The 16,711-nt window shown below is 73.6% G+C and carries 12 protein-coding genes; 5 read left to right on the top strand and 7 right to left on the bottom strand.

The annotated features are described in order from the left end of the window. Positions 1–16: 16 nt before the first annotated feature. Together ACSRUE_RS10315 and ACSRUE_RS10310 are read right to left on the bottom strand one after the other, a co-directional pair. Complete coding sequence (locus ACSRUE_RS10315) at positions 17–1,642, bottom strand: multiheme c-type cytochrome (protein ID WP_441290850.1); 1,626 nt, start codon at positions 1,640–1,642, stop codon at positions 17–19. A 110-nt stretch (positions 1,643–1,752) separates the two neighbouring features. Next, a complete protein-coding gene (locus ACSRUE_RS10310) occupies positions 1,753–3,225 on the bottom strand; it encodes an MlaD family protein (protein WP_437763937.1) in 1,473 nt (490 codons plus the stop codon). 105 nt (positions 3,226–3,330) lie between these two features. Here ACSRUE_RS10310 and ACSRUE_RS10305 point away from each other — a divergent pair, with 105 nt between their 5' ends. The 4 genes from ACSRUE_RS10305 to ACSRUE_RS10290 all read left to right on the top strand — a co-directional run bounded on the left by ACSRUE_RS10305 (position 3,331) and on the right by ACSRUE_RS10290 (position 9,057). Further along, positions 3,331–4,488 (top strand): CAP domain-containing protein, encoded by a 1,158-nt coding sequence (locus ACSRUE_RS10305; protein WP_441290849.1) that lies wholly within the window; start codon positions 3,331–3,333, stop codon positions 4,486–4,488. Positions 4,489–4,664: 176 nt separating this feature from the next. Then, positions 4,665–7,130 (top strand): Hsp70 family protein, encoded by a 2,466-nt coding sequence (locus ACSRUE_RS10300; RefSeq protein ID WP_441290848.1) that lies wholly within the window; start codon positions 4,665–4,667, stop codon positions 7,128–7,130. Further along, on the top strand, positions 7,130–7,513 hold the full coding sequence (locus ACSRUE_RS10295; RefSeq protein ID WP_437763934.1) for a hypothetical protein: 384 nt from the start codon (positions 7,130–7,132) through the stop codon (positions 7,511–7,513). Before ACSRUE_RS10300 ends, ACSRUE_RS10295 begins: the two co-directional genes overlap by 1 nt. Then, positions 7,471–9,057, top strand: coding sequence for a hypothetical protein (locus ACSRUE_RS10290; RefSeq protein WP_441290847.1), 1,587 nt, complete (start codon positions 7,471–7,473; stop codon positions 9,055–9,057). Before ACSRUE_RS10295 ends, ACSRUE_RS10290 begins: the two co-directional genes overlap by 43 nt. Positions 9,058–9,089: 32 nt before the next feature. On the opposite strand, the gene ACSRUE_RS10285 is transcribed toward ACSRUE_RS10290, so the two are convergent. Further along, positions 9,090–10,190, bottom strand: a complete 1,101-nt coding sequence (locus tag ACSRUE_RS10285; RefSeq protein ID WP_441290846.1) for a cation diffusion facilitator family transporter — start codon at positions 10,188–10,190, stop codon at positions 9,090–9,092. Next, positions 10,187–11,419: an acetyl-CoA C-acetyltransferase gene (locus ACSRUE_RS10280; protein ID WP_441290845.1), complete on the bottom strand. Its 1,233-nt coding sequence runs from the start codon at positions 11,417–11,419 to the stop codon at positions 10,187–10,189. The genes ACSRUE_RS10285 and ACSRUE_RS10280 overlap by 4 nt, the downstream gene beginning before the upstream one ends. A gap of 120 nt (positions 11,420–11,539) precedes the next feature. On the opposite strand from ACSRUE_RS10280, the gene orn reads away from it, so the two are divergent. Further along, positions 11,540–12,103: an oligoribonuclease gene (orn, locus tag ACSRUE_RS10275; protein ID WP_441290844.1), complete on the top strand. Its 564-nt coding sequence runs from the start codon at positions 11,540–11,542 to the stop codon at positions 12,101–12,103. A gap of 535 nt (positions 12,104–12,638) precedes the next feature. On the opposite strand, the gene ACSRUE_RS10270 is transcribed toward orn, so the two are convergent. From ACSRUE_RS10270 to ACSRUE_RS10260, 3 genes are all read right to left on the bottom strand, one after another. Then, positions 12,639–13,952 carry a serine/threonine protein kinase gene (locus ACSRUE_RS10270; RefSeq protein ID WP_441290843.1) on the bottom strand — a complete coding sequence of 438 codons (1,314 nt, stop codon included), beginning with the start codon at positions 13,950–13,952 and terminating at the stop codon, positions 12,639–12,641. A 283-nt stretch (positions 13,953–14,235) separates the two neighbouring features. After that, positions 14,236–14,691 carry a helix-turn-helix domain-containing protein gene (locus ACSRUE_RS10265; protein WP_437763929.1) on the bottom strand — a complete coding sequence of 152 codons (456 nt, stop codon included), beginning with the start codon at positions 14,689–14,691 and terminating at the stop codon, positions 14,236–14,238. 108 nt (positions 14,692–14,799) lie between these two features. Then, complete coding sequence (locus ACSRUE_RS10260) at positions 14,800–16,611, bottom strand: ABC transporter ATP-binding protein (RefSeq protein ID WP_441290842.1); 1,812 nt, start codon at positions 16,609–16,611, stop codon at positions 14,800–14,802. Positions 16,612–16,711: the final 100 nt, after the last annotated feature.

Raw genomic sequence — 16,711 nt, 5'->3', positions numbered from 1 at the left:
CGCCGCGCCCCCTCCTTCAGTCCCTGCCGTGCCCGGGGCCGAGGATGAGCTGCATCTTGGCCATGGGATCGAAGCCCTCCACGTGCGGCGGGTGGTGGCACTGCGTGACGCAGCTCTGGGGCGGGGGCGAGAGCACGATGAGCCCCTTCTTCTCGGGATCCTTCGCGTGCAGCGAGCCGGGGCCGTGGCACTCCTCGCACTGCACGTTCTGCAGCGACGCGTTGTGCGTCACGGTGGAGCCGCCCGGCTTGCCGTACCCGGTCACGTGACAGCTCACGCAGTCCAGGTTGAACTCCTTGAAATCCTGCTGCAGCGTGGCGTAGGCCCGCGCGTGCGCGGTGCCGTCGAAGACCTTGCGCTCCTCGTCGTGGCAGTTCGTGCAGGCGTCGATGCCGATGTAGCTGGCCTCGCCCTTCGCCGGCTTCTCGGGGACGCGATCCGCGAAGGCCTGCTTGTTGTGGTCGTTGACCCGCTTGTAATAGGCGAGGAGCTGCCCGGCGACGTCCTTGTCGGCCCCGAGCTTCTCGCGCACCTCGACCGAGCTGTAGCGGAAGAAGCTGCCGGTCACCTTCGTCTCCGCCGCCTCGAGCTGCGCCTTCTCGGCCCGGAGCTTCTCGAGATCCGCCTTCCGCGCCTCGACGTCCTTCGCCGCCACCCGCTCGTCGCCCTCCCAGCCGTTGAGGCGGATCTCGAGCTCCCGGATGCGCTCCGACAGGCTGATGAGCTCCCCGGCCTTCGCGACGCCGCCCGCGTCGGCGAACACGAGCGGGCCGCCGCCGCCGTCTCGAACGAAGAGATCCACGACCGCCACCGACTGGAGGTGGTTCGGCGTCTCCACGACCAGCGTCGACCCGATGATCTCCGGCGGCTTCGGGCCGTCGTTGCCGTCGCCGCGCTCGCTCGGCTTGCCGAGCACCAGCACGTGCAGCTCCGGCACGTTGTCCGCGAGCCGCAGCGCCTCGCCCCTGGGCAGCGCCGCGAGCCCCACGAAGACGCTCGCGCCCTGCTTCTTCGCCTCCTCGACGCCCGCCTTCATCGCGTCGATCGCCGGGCCGGCCTTGACGCCCTCGGGGTAGGCGCCGGAGCGGCCCTTCGGGTCGCTCACGCCGATGAGGCCCACCTTCACGCCGGAGACGTCGCGCACGACGACGCCCTGGACGCCCTTCGCGCCCTCGAGGTTCTTGCCGAGCAGCGCCGCCCCGGACTGCGCCTGGTACTTGCCGAGCGCCTCCGCGCCGAGCGCCCAGTCGTTCTCGCCAGGCGCCCACGCCGTCAGCCCGATCTCCTTCGCCGCCAGCGCCATCGCCTCGGCCTTCCACGCGTCCTGCGAGGAGCGCTCCGGCTTCACCTCGGGATCCGTGAAGAGCAGCGGCCCCGCGCCGACCACGAGCCGATCCGGGGCCTCGCCGCGCTGGGCCTCGACCAAGGCGGCGAGGTGGTCGATGCCTCCCAGCTGATCCTTCGTGCAGCCGCACGGCTCCAGCGCGCCGGCCACGGTGCTGAGCACGTAGAGCCGCACCGTCGGCTTGTTCGCGTTCGCGTCCACGTCCGCGTCCGCGCTCACGGCGGCCGTCGCGGGGAGCTTGCACCCCTGACAGGCCGAAGCGAAGGCCGCCGCGGAGATCGCGGCGAAGGGGATCAAGAGCGCGTATCCGCGACGCACTCGGCGAAGAAGCGAGCGCTTCATGCTCGCGCTATAGCACAGGGGCCCGCGCGCACCGCCGGGGCCGCGCCGAGAGGGCGGGGGCGCGATCAGAAGCTCGACGGCGCGAAGGGCAGGACCGTCTTCAGGTCCGCGTCGTTGAACCGGAGCTGCAGGCCGATGAAGTAATCCCGGCGATCGCCGTTCAGGATGTCGTCCATCCCGCCGAGCAGCCACAGCTTCCGGATGAACTCGTACGCGAGCGCGACGCGCCAGCGCGGCGACAGCTCCTCGCCGAAGCCGAAGAGGTCCTGGCGGAGCTCGAACCGATCGTCGAGCAGGTGGAGATCGAGGCCGAGGCCGCCCGTCGACTCCTTGATGCCGAACCGGCCCGTGAAGGGGCCGAGCCGCTTCGCGAACTGGAACGAGAACCGGAAGGCGTTCGTCGTGATCGTGCGGACCTCGCGGTAGTGCGCGGGCTCGTTCGGGTTGGTCGTGTCGACGTCGATCTGCTGGAAGTCCGTCTTGCCGCGCGGGTCGTTCACCAGCTCGACGACGTAGTACTTGTCCTCCGTCGGCTGGAGCCTGAGCTCGACGTAGCTCTTGATGGTGTTCGCCAGGAAGTTGTAGTCGGTGCGCAGCCCGACCACGGTCTGGAACCGGCTGAGCCCGCCGACGAGCTCGCCGACGTTCTCGACGACCGTCTCGACCTCGTTGATCAGCGTCTCGTCCCGGGTGATGCGGCCGAGCGTCCCCTCCCCGCGGTCGACGCGCGCGGCGACGCTGTCGACGTGCTTCAGCGCCGACTCGAGGCTCTCGGTCGCGCGGCCCACGCGCTCTGCGGCGCTCCGGAGCTCCCCGGGCTGCCCGTTCCGGCCGGGCACCTCGGCCGCGGCCGTCATCATGCGGATGTCGCGGCTCACCTGCTCGACGTTGCGCAGGATCTCCCGCAGGCGCGGGCCCGAGTCGCCCGTGATCTGGTTGATGTTGTTGATGGTCTCCGTGACGCCCGCGCGGTTCTCGCGCACGGTCGCGTTCATCTGCTCGGTGACCTCGGCGAGGTTCTCGAGGATCTGCGCGAGCCGCTCCTGCCCGCCCTCGGAGCCGACGGTGTTCCTCAGCGTCTCGGTGACGGTCTTGACGTCCTTCAGGATCTCGGCGACCTGCCCCTGCATCGACTGGATCGTCGGTTCGTCGATGTAATAGAGGACCCTCCCCTCGTCGGGGATGCGCGGCTTGCCCTCGGTGCCGGGCGAGAGCACGACGAACGACTCGCCGATGAGGCTCGTCGCGCGCTTGCCGATGGCCGCGTCCTCGTAGAGCGGGACGTCGGGGCTCATCTTGATGTCGATGCGCGCCTGCCCGTTGTAGAGCGAGATCTTGTCGACGACGCCGACCTGGATGCCCGAGATCATCACCCGCGACTGCGGCGACACGCCGATCGCGTCGGGCAGCGTGGCCCAGACGCGGTAGCCGTTCCCGCCGCCGATGTCGCGCGAGACGAAGCGGTACCCGCCGTAGGCCGCGCCCGCGAGCACGATCGTCATCACGCCGACCTTCGCGGCCTTGGAGACCTCAGCCATCCTGCGCGACGGCCACGGTAGCACGAGCCGCCCGCGGGACCGCGCGGCTTTCGCGGCGACGCGGGTGAACGAGCGCCGGGGCGGGAAACCTGCTAGCCGAGTCGAATGCGGTCATGGTGGGCCAGCGGGGTGCTCGGCGCGGCGCTCGCCTCCGCGGGCGCGGCGGCAGCGGAGCCGCCGGCGCTCACGTGGGAGGCGACGACGCGCTCGCCGCAGCCCCCCAAGGCGGTCTCGCCGGAGATCGCCGCGCTCGCGGCGCGCTGCGGCAGCGCGGACACGGCGCTCGCCGCCGTCGCCCAGCGCAACGTCGAGCGGCAGCTCCAGGGCGGGGAGATCATGCCGCCCGACGAGCTCGCGTTCACGCTGCGCGCGGCCGGCGCGCCGCACGCGTGGCCGAGGGGATGGTCGATCTCCGGCCGAGGGCTCGGGCCGGCGGAGATCGGGGCGCGGATCGACGGGTGGCTCTCGGGGTGGACCACCCTCGGGGTGCGGCGATGTGGGGTGGCCCAGGCGAAGAAGCCGGACGGGACGGTGATCGTGTCCGCGATCGGGGTGGACGCGCTCGCGGATCTGTCGCCGCTGCCGACGACCGCGCGGGTAGGGCAATGGGTGACCCTCGAAGGGACGATGCGGGTCCCGGCGACCGCGGCGAAGGTGGTGCTGCTGGGGCCGCGGGGCGCGCCCAAGACGGTGCTGAGCTCCCTGTCGGGCGCGCGGCTCCGCTCGAGCTTCGCGGTCGACCAGCCGGGGAGCTGGCTCGTGCAGGTGCTGGCCACGGTGTCGACCGGGCCGAGGCCCGTGCTGGAGGCGATGATCTTCGCGGGGAGCGCTCCGCCGGGCCGGTTCGTCCGCGCGGCGGCGCCGGGCGAGGAGGCCGCGAAGGGGGCGCAGGGCGACGAGGACGCGATGCTGCGGATGATGAACGCCGCGCGGGCGTCGGAGCGCCTGCCCGCGCTCGCGCGCGACGCGGCGCTCGCCGCGCTGGCGCGGGCGCACTCCGAGGAGATGATCAAGGCGAAGATGGTGGGCCACGACGTGGGCTCGGGCGATCCGGCGGCGCGCCTCGGGGCGGCCGGGTACGAGGCGACGATCGCGGGGGAGAACGTGGCCAGCTCGGGCACGACCGAGGGAGCGCACCGCGCGATCTGGGCGAGCCCGTCGCACCGGGGCAACCTGCTCGACCGGCGCTACGGGAGGACCGGCGTGGCGGTCGTGCGCGACCCGACCGGCCGGGTCTGGGTGACGCAGCTGTTCGCAGGGTGACCGCGGGCGCCGCGGCGCTGCGCTGACGTACGCTGTTCCCGTACCCCGAGGGCGGACGCGCCTTGCGGCGGGCGGGCGGGCGCCAGCCGCGCGCCAGCCGCGCGCCAGCGGCTTCGCCGTGCGTGTTCCATGCCTCGCCGGGCGGCCGCCGTGCCGCGCGTGTATCCTTGCGAGTGATGGCTGCACGCCCGCTTTACGTCGGCATCGACCTCGGCACCACGAACTCGACCGCGGCCGCCTTCGACGGCGAGAAGGTCACCCTCGTCAGGAACTCCCAGGGCGCGACGCTCACCCCGAGCGTGGTGCGGATCGACGCGCGCGGGACGGTCACGGTCGGCGCGCGCGCGCGCCGGTTCCTCGAGGGCGATCCGCAGAACACCCGCGCGGAGTTCAAGCGGCTGATGGGCACGGCCCAGCCGATCGAGTTCGCGGCGGCGAAGGTCGCGAAGAAGCCCGAGGAGCTCGCCGCCGAGGTGCTGCGCTCCCTGCGCGCCGACGTCGCGGAGCACCTCGGGGTCCTGCCGGCCTCGGCGGTGATCTCGGTGCCCGCGCTCTTCGAGCTGCCCCAGAGCGCGGCGACGTCGGAGGCGGCGCGGCGCGCGGGGTTCGAGCGCGTCGAGCTGATCCAGGAGCCGGTGGCGTCGGCGCTGGCCGCCGGCTGGACGGTCGAGGAGTCGACGGGCAGCTGGCTCGTCTACGATCTCGGCGGCGGGACGTTCGACGTCTCCCTGCTCGAGACGCGCGACGGGCTGCTGCGCGTCGTCGGGCACGACGGCGACAACTTCCTCGGCGGACGCGATTTCGACTGGGCGATCGTCGACTGGGCGCTCGCCGAGATCGCGCGCACCCAGGGCGTCACCGTGAGCCGCGCCGACCCGCGGCACGCCGCCGCGCTCCGCAAGCTCAAGCTCGCGGTCGAGGAGATCAAGATCGAGCTCACCCGCGCCGACGAGGCGGCGCTCGCGGTGCCCGCGGCGTTCGAGGTGGACGGCGCGCCCGTCGACGTCGACCTGGTCCTGCAGAGGTCCACGCTCGACGCGCTCTGCGCGCCGATCATCGACCGCTCGATCGAGGTCTGCCGCCGGCTGCTCGCGGCGCACGGGCTCGACGCGTCGCAGCTCGCGCGCGTCGTGCTCGTGGGCGGGCCGACGGTGATGCCGGCGCTGCGCGAGCGCGTCCGGGGCGCGCTCGGCGCGCCCTTCGGCGAGGGGCTCGACCCGATGACGCTCGTCGCGCAGGGGGCCGCGATCTACGCGGCGACGGCGGGGCTCGACGCGCGGGCCGCCTCCTCGGGCGCGCGGGCCAAGGAGGAGGGTCGCCGGCTGTGGCTCCAGTACCCGGCCATGTCGAGCGATCTCACGCCCCACGTGGTCGGCCGCGTCATGGAGGGGCCGGGGGCCGCGCCCGAGCGGATCCGGCTCACGCGGGAAGGCGACGGGTGGACGAGCGCCGAGGCCCCGCTCGACGCCGAGGGGGCGTTCGTGGTGACCGTCGACCTGCTGCCGCGCCGGCCGAACGTGTTCAACATCGAGGCGAGCGCGGCCGGCGGCGCGCGGGTGCCGGTGCACCCGCAGGCGATCACGATCGTCCAGGGGCTCACGATCGGCGATCCGCCGCTGTCGCGCACGATCGGGGTCGCGCTCGCGGACAACTCCGTGCGCGTCTACTTCGAGCGGGGCGCGCCGCTGCCGGCCCGGCGGACGTTCGTGCACCACAGCGTGGAGAGCGTCCCGAAGGGCTCCGGCGCGTGCGTGCTGAAGATCCCGGTCGTGCAGGGCGAGCTCGACGTGGCCCACCTCTGCCGCGTGGTCGGGACGCTCGAGATCGACGGGAGCGGGCTCACGGCGACCCTGCCCGCGGGCTCGGCGATCGAGCTGACGCTCGAGCTCGATCGGGGCGGGCACCTCTCGGCGCGCGCGCTGATCCCGTCGCAGGGGCTCGTGTTCGAGCGCGTCGCGCACCTCCTCGTCCCCGAGGCGGCGCCGGAGGTGCTCGACGCCTCGCTCGCCGCCATGCGCGAGCGGCTCGCCGCGGTGCGCGAGGCCGCCCTGCGCAGGGACGCGCCGCACGCGCTCGGCAAGGTCACGTACGTCGAGTGCGCGCTCGCCGAGGTGGAGCGCGACGCCGCCGCGGCGCGCGGCGGCGACGCCGACGCGGGGCAGAAGGCGCGGCGCGCGCTGCTCGAGCTCGACGTCCTGCTCGAGCAGGCCGAGGCCGACAAGCGCTGGCCGGAGCTCGACGCCGAGGCGCAGGCCGCCGTCGCGAGCGCGTCGACGTGGATCTCGCAGCTCGGATCGAGCACGGAGAAGGCGCTCCTCGAGGAGGCCGCGCAGGGCGTGGCGCGGGCGCGCGCCGAGAAGAACCAGGTCGAGCTGCAGCGGCAGCTCCGCCTGGTCCGCAACCTGAGCAGCGCGGCGTTCCAGCGCCACCCGAAGGCGTGGGTGTGGATGTTCGAGGACGCCGCCTCGGAGGCGCACCAGGCCTCGGATCTGGTCCGCGCGCAGCGGCTCGTGCGCGACGGGCGCGGCGCGGCGGAGCGCGGCGACACGGCGGCGCTCAGGGCGATCACCGAGGAGCTCTGGCGCCTCTTGCCGGTCGACGCGCAGAAGCGCAGGCTCGGCCACGAGTCGGGGGTGCGGTGATGGACGGCGCGCTCGGCCGCATCCGCGACAACCCGTTCTACGTGCTCGGCCTGCGCCCGAGCGCGAGCCGCGCGGAGATCGAGCGCGAGGGGCAGAAGCTGCTCGGGATGCTCGAGCTCAAGCTGGCGAGCGCCGCGACGTACCCGACGCCGGTCGGCCCCGGCGCGCGGACGGCCGACAAGGTGCGGCAGGCGATGGCGGCGCTGCGGGACCCGGAGCGCCGCCTGGCGCACGAGGTCTGGGCGCGGCTCGACCCGAGGCCGCCGCCGAAGGACGATCTCGACGACGACCTCGGCGAGCTGCCGCCGCCGGAGCCGCCCGGGGAGGATCCGCGCGCGCCGTGGCCCGAGGCGCTGTCCGCGCTCGGCTGGAGGGCGAGATGAGCTGGGGCGGCCTCCTGGTGCTCGCCGTCGTCGTGCGGGTGATCATCGAGGTGGCCGCGCGGAAGGCCTCGCCCGGGGCTGCGCCGCGCCCCCGGATGCTCGGCGTGGGCCTCTGGAACGTCGTGGTGCTGTTCGTCTTCGTGCCGATCGCGATCCTCCTCGCGCTCGCGCTCGCCGGGGGTCAGCTCTGGTGCGCGGTGCCGCTCGCGCCGCTCGCGCTGCTCATGGCGCCCTGGTCCTTCGCTCGCCACGCGCTCATCCCGCTCGGGCTGCCGCGCGCCGCGTACTTCGTCGCGTCGCTGTCGGACGGGGCCTTTCGCGTCGATCGGCGCGGCGGCGCGGCGCTCGCGGCCGCGTGGGCGCTCTGCCGCACGCGGAAGCCGGACGCCGCGGTGGAGGCCTGGGTCAGCGAGCGGATCGAGCGCGGCGGCGAGCACGCCGGCGAGGGGCCCGCGCCGTCCTCGGCGAGCGCCGCTCCGCTGCGCGGCGCGGGGATCGCCGCGGGCGCGATGCTCGCGGCGCACCGCGGCGACGTGGAGGGCGCGCGGGCGCTCTTCGACAGCGTCGCCGGCCTGGACGAGCGCGCCTGCCCCGACGCGGCCCGCCGCGTCGCCGCGGGCTGGCTCGCAGCGGAGGCGGCCTCCCGCGGCGACTGGGGGGCCGTGAGCGGATACGCGTGTGTGAGCGGCGGCCGGGCGATGTGGTTGCTCGGCGCCGTCGCGGCGCGGCTGCTCGGCGAGGAGCCCGCGCCGGGGCCGCTCGGGCTCTGGCTGCGATGGCTCGTCGCGCCCCGCCGCCGCGCCACGCTCCCGCTCGTGCGCCGGGCCCTGGAAGCGGGCGCGGGCGCGCCGCGCCCGGAGCCGGAGGCGCCCGAGCCCTGCGCCGCGAGGGTCGCCGAGGGCGATCTGTGGAGCCGGGCGGTGCTGCTCCACGCCGCGCTGCTGCTCCGGCCCCGGGGCCAGGTCTCGGGCGACGACCTCAGGCGGCTCGGCGGCGCGTGGGATGCGGCGCTCGACGACGAGCGCGCGCAGGCCGAGCTCCGCGAGCGGGCGGCGTCGCTCGGCGCCTCGGGGGCGCAGGCGGCGCTCGGCCCGCTGGCGCGCGCGGTCGAGGAGGACCTCGCGGCGACGCTGCGCGCGGCGCGCGTGCCGCGCGCGGCGTGGGACGACCTCGGCGCGACCATCGGCCGCACGCGCCGGCGCCTCCGCGACGAGCTCCTGTCCGAGGTGGAGATCGCGTGCGACGCCCTGCGCCGCCGCGTCGACGAGCGGCGCGAGCTGCCCGCGCTCTCGGAGTGGCGCGAGTGGACGTCGCTGCGCGCGCAGTACGAGGCCGCGGCGGTGCTCGTCGGCGTGGAGTTCCGCCGCCTCGCGTTCCCCAAGCTGCACGCCGACGTGTGCCACGCAGCCGTCTGGCTGTTCAACACGCGCAAGGAGCGGGCGATCGCGAACGCGATGTTCCGGTGGCTCCTCGCCGAGGCCGAGGCGCTCGAGGACTCGCGCCTCACGGCGCTCCAGCGCGGCAACGTCGAGTGCGGGGTCTGACGCGGGGCGGAGCGCCGGATCTAGAGCGGCGCTCAGCCGCCCGCGGGCCCGCCCCCGTCCCCGCCCGGCGCCCCGGCGCCCGGCCGCCTGAGCGTCACCAGGAGCTCTTCCTGGAGCGGCTCCGGCTGGATCGTGCAGTGGGTGAGCGCGTGCTTCTCGCGCAGCCGCCGGGCCACCGCGGCGGCCACGTTCGTGCCGTGGTGCCCCTTGGCGAGGACCACGTGCACGGTGAGCACGTTGAAGCCGTCGGAGATCGACCAGACGTGCAGATCGTGGATGTCGACGACGCCGGATACGCTCCGGATGGTGTCCTCGACGTGGGCGAGATCGATCTCGATCGGGCTGCCCTCCATGAGCACGCGGGACGTGTCGCGCACGAGCCGCCAGCCGCCCCAGAGCACGAGGGCGCCGATGGCCGCGCTGATCACCGGATCGGCCCGCGTCCAGCCGAAGGCGAGGATGAGCACGCCCGCGGCGATGGCGCCGACCGAGCCGAGCGCGTCCGACAGCACGTGCGCCAGCGCGGCCCGCGTGTTGATGTTGTGCCCGTGCTCGCCGGCCGAGAGCAGCAGCGCCGCGACCACGTTCACGAGCAGCCCCAGCGCCGCGGTGATCGCCAGCGCCTCGGCGTGCACCGCCTGGGGCGCGCGCCAGCGGTGGGCCGCCTCGATGAAGATCCAGATCGCCGTCAGCGCCAGCGCGACGCCGTTGGCGAAGGCCGCGAGCACCTCCGCGCGCCGAAAGCCGTACGTCCGCTCGCGCGTCCGCGCCTGCGCCGCGATGCGCTGGGCGATGATGGCGATGCCGAGCGCCGCGGCGTCCGCGAGCATGTGACCCGCGTCGGCCAGCAGGGCGAGGCTCTTCGACCACCACCCGACCGCCGCCTCGACGACCAGGAACGACGTCGTGAGCGCGAACGCCGTGATCAGCCGGCGGAGCGGCGCGCGCCGGAGATCGTGGCTGTGGTCGTGGCGCTGCGGGTCGCCGTGATCGTGTCCGTGGTCGTGACCCGGGGCATGGCGATGCCCGTGATCGTGCCCGTCGCCGCGCCGAGCGCCGCGCCCGTGCTGGTGCTCGTCAGAGGCGCTCCCGTGATCGTCGCGCACCCCCATCGCCGCGCCGGAGCGGCTCACACCCGCTCGAGGATGGTCGCCACGCCCATCCCTCCGCCGATGCACAGCGTGATCAGCGCGGTCGCCTTGCCGGAGCGCTCGAGCTCGTCGAGCGCGGTCCCGATCAGGCAGGCCCCGGTCGCGCCCAGCGGGTGCCCGAGCGCGATCGCGCCGCCGTTCACGTTGACGCGGTCGAGGTCGATGCCGAGCTTGCGCGCCGTCTGCAGCGGCACCGCCGCGAACGCCTCGTTGATCTCCCAGAGATCGACGTCGCGCGCCTGCATGCCCGCCTTCTTGAGGGCGCGCTCCGACGCGGGCGCAGGGGCCGTCAGCATGATCACCGGCTCGGCGCCGGCCGTCGCCGTGGCGCGGATCCTCGCCCGCGGGGCGAGCCCGTGCGCCTTCACGTAGTCGCCGGACGCGAGCAGCACGACCGCCGCCCCGTCCACGATGCCGCTCGAGTTGCCCGCCGTGTGGACGTGCCGGATCGACGCCACCTGCGGATAGCGCGCCAGCGCCAGCGCATCCACGGTCTCGCCGGCGGGGCCCATCGGCGTCGACCCGAGGATGGCGAACGCCGGCTCGAGCTTCGCGAGGGCCTCCATCGTCGCCCCGGCCCGCGGGTGCTCGTCCCTGTTGAGCAGCGGCTTGCCGTCGAGATCGACGACCGTGAAGAGGCTCTTCGCGAAGCGCCCCTCGCCCGCGGCCCGCTCGGCCTTGCGCTGGCTCTCCAGCGCGAAGCGGTCGACGTCCTCGCGCGAGAAGCCCTCGATCGTGGCGATGAGGTCCGCCGAGATGCCCTGCGGCACCATCGCGAGCTTCTTGCGGAGGGCGAGGTTGTTCCCGTCGAGGGGCGCGCCGTCCGAGCCCATCGGCACGCGCGACATGCTCTCGACGCCGCCGCCGATGGCGACCTCCTGCTGGCCGGACATGACCCCCATCGCCGCGAAGTTCACCGCCTGCGCGCCCGAGCCGCAGAAGCGGTTGACGGTCACGCCGGTCACGTCGTCCGGCCAGCCGGCCGCGAGGATGGCGGTGCGCGCGATGCACGCGCCCTGCTCGCCCGCCTGGGTCACGCACCCGACGACCACATCCTCGACGTCCTGCTTGCGGATCCCCGTCTTCTCGGCGAGGCGATTGAGCGTTTGCGCGAGGAGCTCTTGAGGGTGCACGCCCGAGAGCGCTCCCTTGCCCGCCTTGCCGCGCCCGCGCGGCGTGCGAACGGCATCCACGATGAAGACGTCTCGCATGACAGGCCTCCGAGCCCGGTGTCCGGCCCGTGCTTAGCACACCGCCCGTTCCCGGGGCAGCCGGGTCGCGCCGGGTCTCTGTGGACCGGAGCCGGCGCGGATCGGCTATGCTCGCCGCCGATGACGGACCGGTCGCAGCGCATGGTGTGGGTCGATCTCGAGATGACGGGGCTCGACGAGGGCTCGTGTGCCATCGTGGAAATCGCGACCATCGTCACGGAGCCCGACCTGACCGTGGTCGCCGAGGGGCCGTGCCTCGTCATCCACCAGCCGGAGAGCGTCCTCGCGGGAATGAGCGACTTCGTCCGCGATCTCCACGAGCGCTCGGGGCTCCTCGAGCGCATCCGCGCGTCCACGCTCTCGGTCGGCGACGCGGAGTCCGAGACGCGCGCGTTCCTCGAGGCGCACTGCGACAAGGGGACGGCCGTGCTGTGCGGCAACTCCGTGTGGAAGGACCGCGCCTTCCTGCAGCGCTACATGCCGGAGCTCCTCTCCTTCCTGCACTACCGCATCGTGGATGTCTCGACGCTCAAGGAGCTGGTGCGCCGCTGGTACCCGCTGCGCGCAGCGCCCAAGAAGCGCGAGATCCACCGCGCGCTCGACGACATCCGCGAGTCGATCGAGGAGCTCAGGTGGTACCGGGCAAACGTGTTCCAGCCGCTCCCGGGGAACGAGCTCCGCTGAGCGATCGCGGTGAGCCGAAGGGCGCCCCGGCACGACTGCGGGAAGTCGGCCGGGGAAGGGAACCGCCAAGCCGCCAAGGGCGCCAAGAGGGGAACAGGGGGATGCCCGGACGGCCCCCTTCCCCCTCTCCCCCTTGGCGTCCTTGGCGGCTTGGCGGTTGTTCTGCCGCTCCGGCGCCTTCATCCCCAACCTCGGTCGGCCGGCATCCCCAACCTCGGTCGGCCGGCATCCCCAACCTCGGTCGGCCGGCATCCCCAACCTCGGTCGGCCGGCATCCCCAACCTCAACCTCGGTCGGTTCACCCACCCGCCCGGGCGCCCTGCTTCAGCCTCGGTCGGTTCACCCAGCCGAAAACCCGGCTCTGCTGGCAATCGAACAAAATTTGTCTGCGATGTGAGAAAATTTGATCGATCGATGCAATGCATTGAGTAGGCTAGCCATGCGTCCAGGCCTCCGGCACGAGGTCTGCGGCGTAGACACCCCGGCGGCCCCAATCCGCCGGGGTGTCGTTTGCTAACGGGCTCGCGGGATTGCCTTAGAACAGCTGGTCGCCGTACCACGGTTGCCCGGGGCTACCCTTGGCTTCCACGGCGGGGGTCGCGACCAGCGGGGCGTGCTCAGCGCGGCGCGTCGCCCTGGACTTCGTCGCCGGCGCCTCGACGGCAGGACCCACCGCCTCGGAGGCGCCGGGGTCGCACTGCACCGGTGAGGCTGTCGGCTCATTGTGATGCAAGTCACTCACGTGAGCCGGTGGCCCGGCGGGTGGGGGCGGTATCCCACGTTGGGCGATGTACGAGCTCAACGGCACCGCGACGGCGGCGCTCGTCAGCGCGACGAGCAGCAGCGCTCCACCGGCCAGCAGGACGTTGCTGCGCGAGCGCGGTGCGGCGATCTCGACGACGGGGTGCCGCATGGCCTCCGGAGGGAGGGTCCCGGTGGGCAGCGTGTTGCGGGACGCCGGAGCGGGCGCGCTCCGCTCCGTATCCGGCGCCGGCTCCTGCAGCGGCGGAGCGGCCGCCGCTCGCGGGCGCGATCCCCTCGGCGGCGGAGCGCCCCCCGCGAGCGGCGCCGCGCCCACGAGCAGCGGCCGCACGGCGGCCATGAGCTCGTGGACCGTCTGGAACCGCGCGTCAGGGTCCTTCGCGAGCGCCCGGGTCAGCGCCTCGTTCACCTGGGCCGACACCCCCTCGAGCGGCGGCGGCACCTCGTCGAGCGCGCACACGTCCAGATCATCGCGGCCGTCGAACGGGCGCTGACCCCCGAGGAGGCAATACAGCAGCATCCCGAGCCCGTAGACGTCGGTTCGTTCATCCATCGCGCGAGCATGCGGATCGTTGAAGACCTCCGGCGCCCGGTACCGCGCCGCATCCGCCATGGCGTCCCCGGGCGCCCCGAACAGCAGGTGCAGCCCGAACGCCCTCAGGACAGCGGCGCCCTGACCGGTGATCACCACCGTGTGCGGGCCGAGATCCCCGTGCGAGAGCCCCAGCGCGTGCGCGGCGCCCAGCGTCCGCGCGACGTCGACGACGAGCTCGTACGCGACGGAGCGAAGCCGGGGCAGCAGATCTTCCACCGAGGGATCGTCGCTCTGCCGGGCAGCGATCCACCCCGCATCTCCCTCCATCCCGCCCGCGATCACAGGCACGATGCCGTGCACCCGCGCAGACAGCGAGAGGAGCCTCTCCAGCGCGCCGCGGAACGCACCGGCGTCGATGCCCATGCCCTCCTGGACATAGAGCGTCACCTCGCGGCCATCGGCGTCGAGCGCGCGATACGCCTCCGCCGGAGCGGGAGAGTCGAGGCTCGCGACGATGGTGTACCCCGCGAACTCCTGCCCGAGGATCACCATGGCCCCTCCGCCTCGATCGGCGCGACGGGCACGGAGGACTCAGGCCTCGCGCGCTGGAAGGAGAGCGCAGCGCGGCGCGCGTTCGTCCATGCTGGCTGCGGTGTTGGATCAGCCCAAAAGATTCTGCTCACTGCGTCGGACCTCCGGCACGAGGTTCGAGTCCATGACACCCCCGGACACGGCGCGGGGAACATCGGTTGGCGGCGACAGTAACAGAGGTCTCAGGCGCGCGGAAGCCGTCGCCAGCGCCGACCGGCGCCACGGAGCGCGCGAGGCGGGTCTATCACTTTCCGGAACGACGGCTCGACGGCGGAGTAATACGCCCTGAAAAGGCGCGCTCCGGGCGGGGCGACTTGGGCGGAGCTGCCGGGCGCGCGCGTTCCGGATCTTCGCTGGCGAGGGCGAGCATTGCTTGCTTTCTCGTTGAATCGTCAGGCTCCATGAGCAGAAAGAGGATCGCGCTCTGGAGCGCCTCCTCGGCCTGGTCAAAGCGCTCTGCCACGATGGATGCGACAGGGCTGCGCCCGTCGCCGGGGAGCAGCAGGCGCGGCTCGCACTGGAGCCCCTGGGCGATCAGGCCGAGCGCGCCGAGCCCGAGATCCCGCTCGCCGCGCTCGACCTGCCGCAGGTACGTTGCCGAGAGCTGCGCCCGTTCCGCGAACTCCTGCATGCTGAGCCCACGGAGCAACCGGAGGATGTGGACCGCCTGGCCGACCTCCTTGGGGAGCGTGTCGCGCATGAGCGCGAGCCTAGCAGGCAGAGCTCGCCCGAGCCCACGAGAAGCAGGCCGCGCCGCGTGCGGAGCGCGCCCGCTCGCCGGCGCACCGAACGCGCCGCGCCGGCCGCGCTACAGGTACCCTTCGGCCTGCAGCGCGAACATGCGGGCATAGCGCTGGCCACGGGCGACGAGCTCGTCGTGGGTGCCTTCCTCGACGACGCGCCCCCCGTCGAGCACGACGATGCGGTCGGCCATGCGCACGGTCGGGAAGCGGTGAGAGATGACGATGGTCGTCCGCCCCTTGGACAGCGACCGGAACCGCTGGAAGACCGCGTGCTCGGCCTCGGCGTCGAGCGCCGCGGTCGGCTCGTCGAGCACGAGGATGTCGGCCTGCTCGCGCATGAAGGCGCGCGCGAGCGCCACCTTCTGCCACTGCCCGCCGCTCAGCTCGACGCCGCCCTTGAACCAGCGCCCGAGCTGCGCGTCGAGGCCCCCGGGCACGACCGTCACGACCTCGTCGGCGCCGCCCTCGGCGACCGCGCGCGCGACGCGCGGCTCGTCCGCGAGGTGCTCGACGCTGCCCAGCCCGACGTTCTCGCGCAGCGTGAGCTGGTATTGGGCGAAGTCCTGAAAGACGACACCGATCCTCCGGCGGAGCGCGCCGGGCTCCCAGGCGCGGAGATCCTTGCCGTCGAGCAGGATTCGCCCCTCGGTGGGCTCGTACAGCCGCGCGAGCAGCTTGATGAACGTGGTCTTTCCGGCGCCGTTGTGCCCGACGAGCGCCAGGCTCTGGCCGCTCGGGATGTGGAGATCGATCCCCCGGAGCGCCCAGCGCGACTGGCCAGGATACCGGTAGCCGACCCCCTCGAACCGCACGCCCCGGTCGCGCGCGTCGCCGGCCGGCGGGGGCGCAGGCGCGTCTCCGCTGCCGGCCGGCGGCGCGGGCGGCTCGCCGGTCGGGATGGCCAGATACTGAAAGAGGTTCGACATGTAGAGGTTGTGCTCGTACATGCCGCCGACGCCGGCGAGCACGGCCTGAAACGCCTGCTGGCCTTGCCGGAAGGCGGCCACGTAAAGGACCATCTCGCCGAGCGAGATGCGCCCCGCCGCGGCGCCGGCCGCCATGGCGCCATAGCAGCCGTAGAACGCGGCGGTGCCGAGGAGCGACAGGCCGAACGACCACCCGGCGCGGCGGACCGCGAGGGCGCTGTCCTCCCGGTAGAACGACGTCGCGAGCGCCCTGTACCGCTCGAGGAACGTCGGCCCGAGCCCGAAGAGCTTCACCTCCTTGGCGTGGCCGTCGTTGGCGAGCACGTACTCCAGGTAATTGAGCCGGCGGGCCTCGGGAGAGCGCCAGTTCCGGAGGCGGAACGCCGCGCCGGAGAAGCGCGCCTCGGCGACCGTGGCGGGGACGGCCGCGAGCACGAGCGCGAGCACCGCGAGGGCGCTGAACCCGACGAGCAGCGCGGCGTACCCCGCGAGCGTGATCAGGTTCTGCACGAGGGAGAAGCTCTCGGTCACGACGGCGGCGGGGCGAGACGACGCCTCGCGGCGCGCGCGGGTGAGCTGGTCGTAGAACTCGGGGTCTTCGAAATGGACCAGCGAGAGCGAGAGCGCCTTCTCGAGGATCATCCCGTGGATGTCGATCGAGAGCCGCGCGCCGAGCAGCTGCCGCGTCAGCGAGAGCCCGCGCTGCGCGAGCGCGAGCGCGGCCACGAGGCCGAGCTCGACCGAGACCCACACGAGCGCCGCGCGCTCGTCGCGGGCGACCACCGCGTCCGTGATCGCCTTTCCCACGTACGCCACCCCGAGCGGCAGCGCCGCCGCGGCGAGCGTGAGCGCACCGAGGGCGACGCTCGCCGCCTTCGACGAGCGCCAGACGAGCTGGAGCGTCCGTGGAGTGTACGCAAAGCTGTCCCGCAGGCGGGAGAGGCCGAGCATGGACGGCGGATTCTAACCACGCCGCGGCGCTCCGCCCGCGAAGACCCGCGAGGGCGCGAGGGCTGAGGGACGCGATCGCGACCACGGGCGGCCGCGGTCG

Origin of the sequence: Sorangium sp. KYC3313 (assembly GCF_052075895.1) — a bacterium.
Lineage (GTDB): Bacteria > Myxococcota_A > Polyangia > Polyangiales > Polyangiaceae > Sorangium > Sorangium cellulosum_B.
This window is presented reverse-complemented; position numbering and strand designations above follow the sequence as displayed.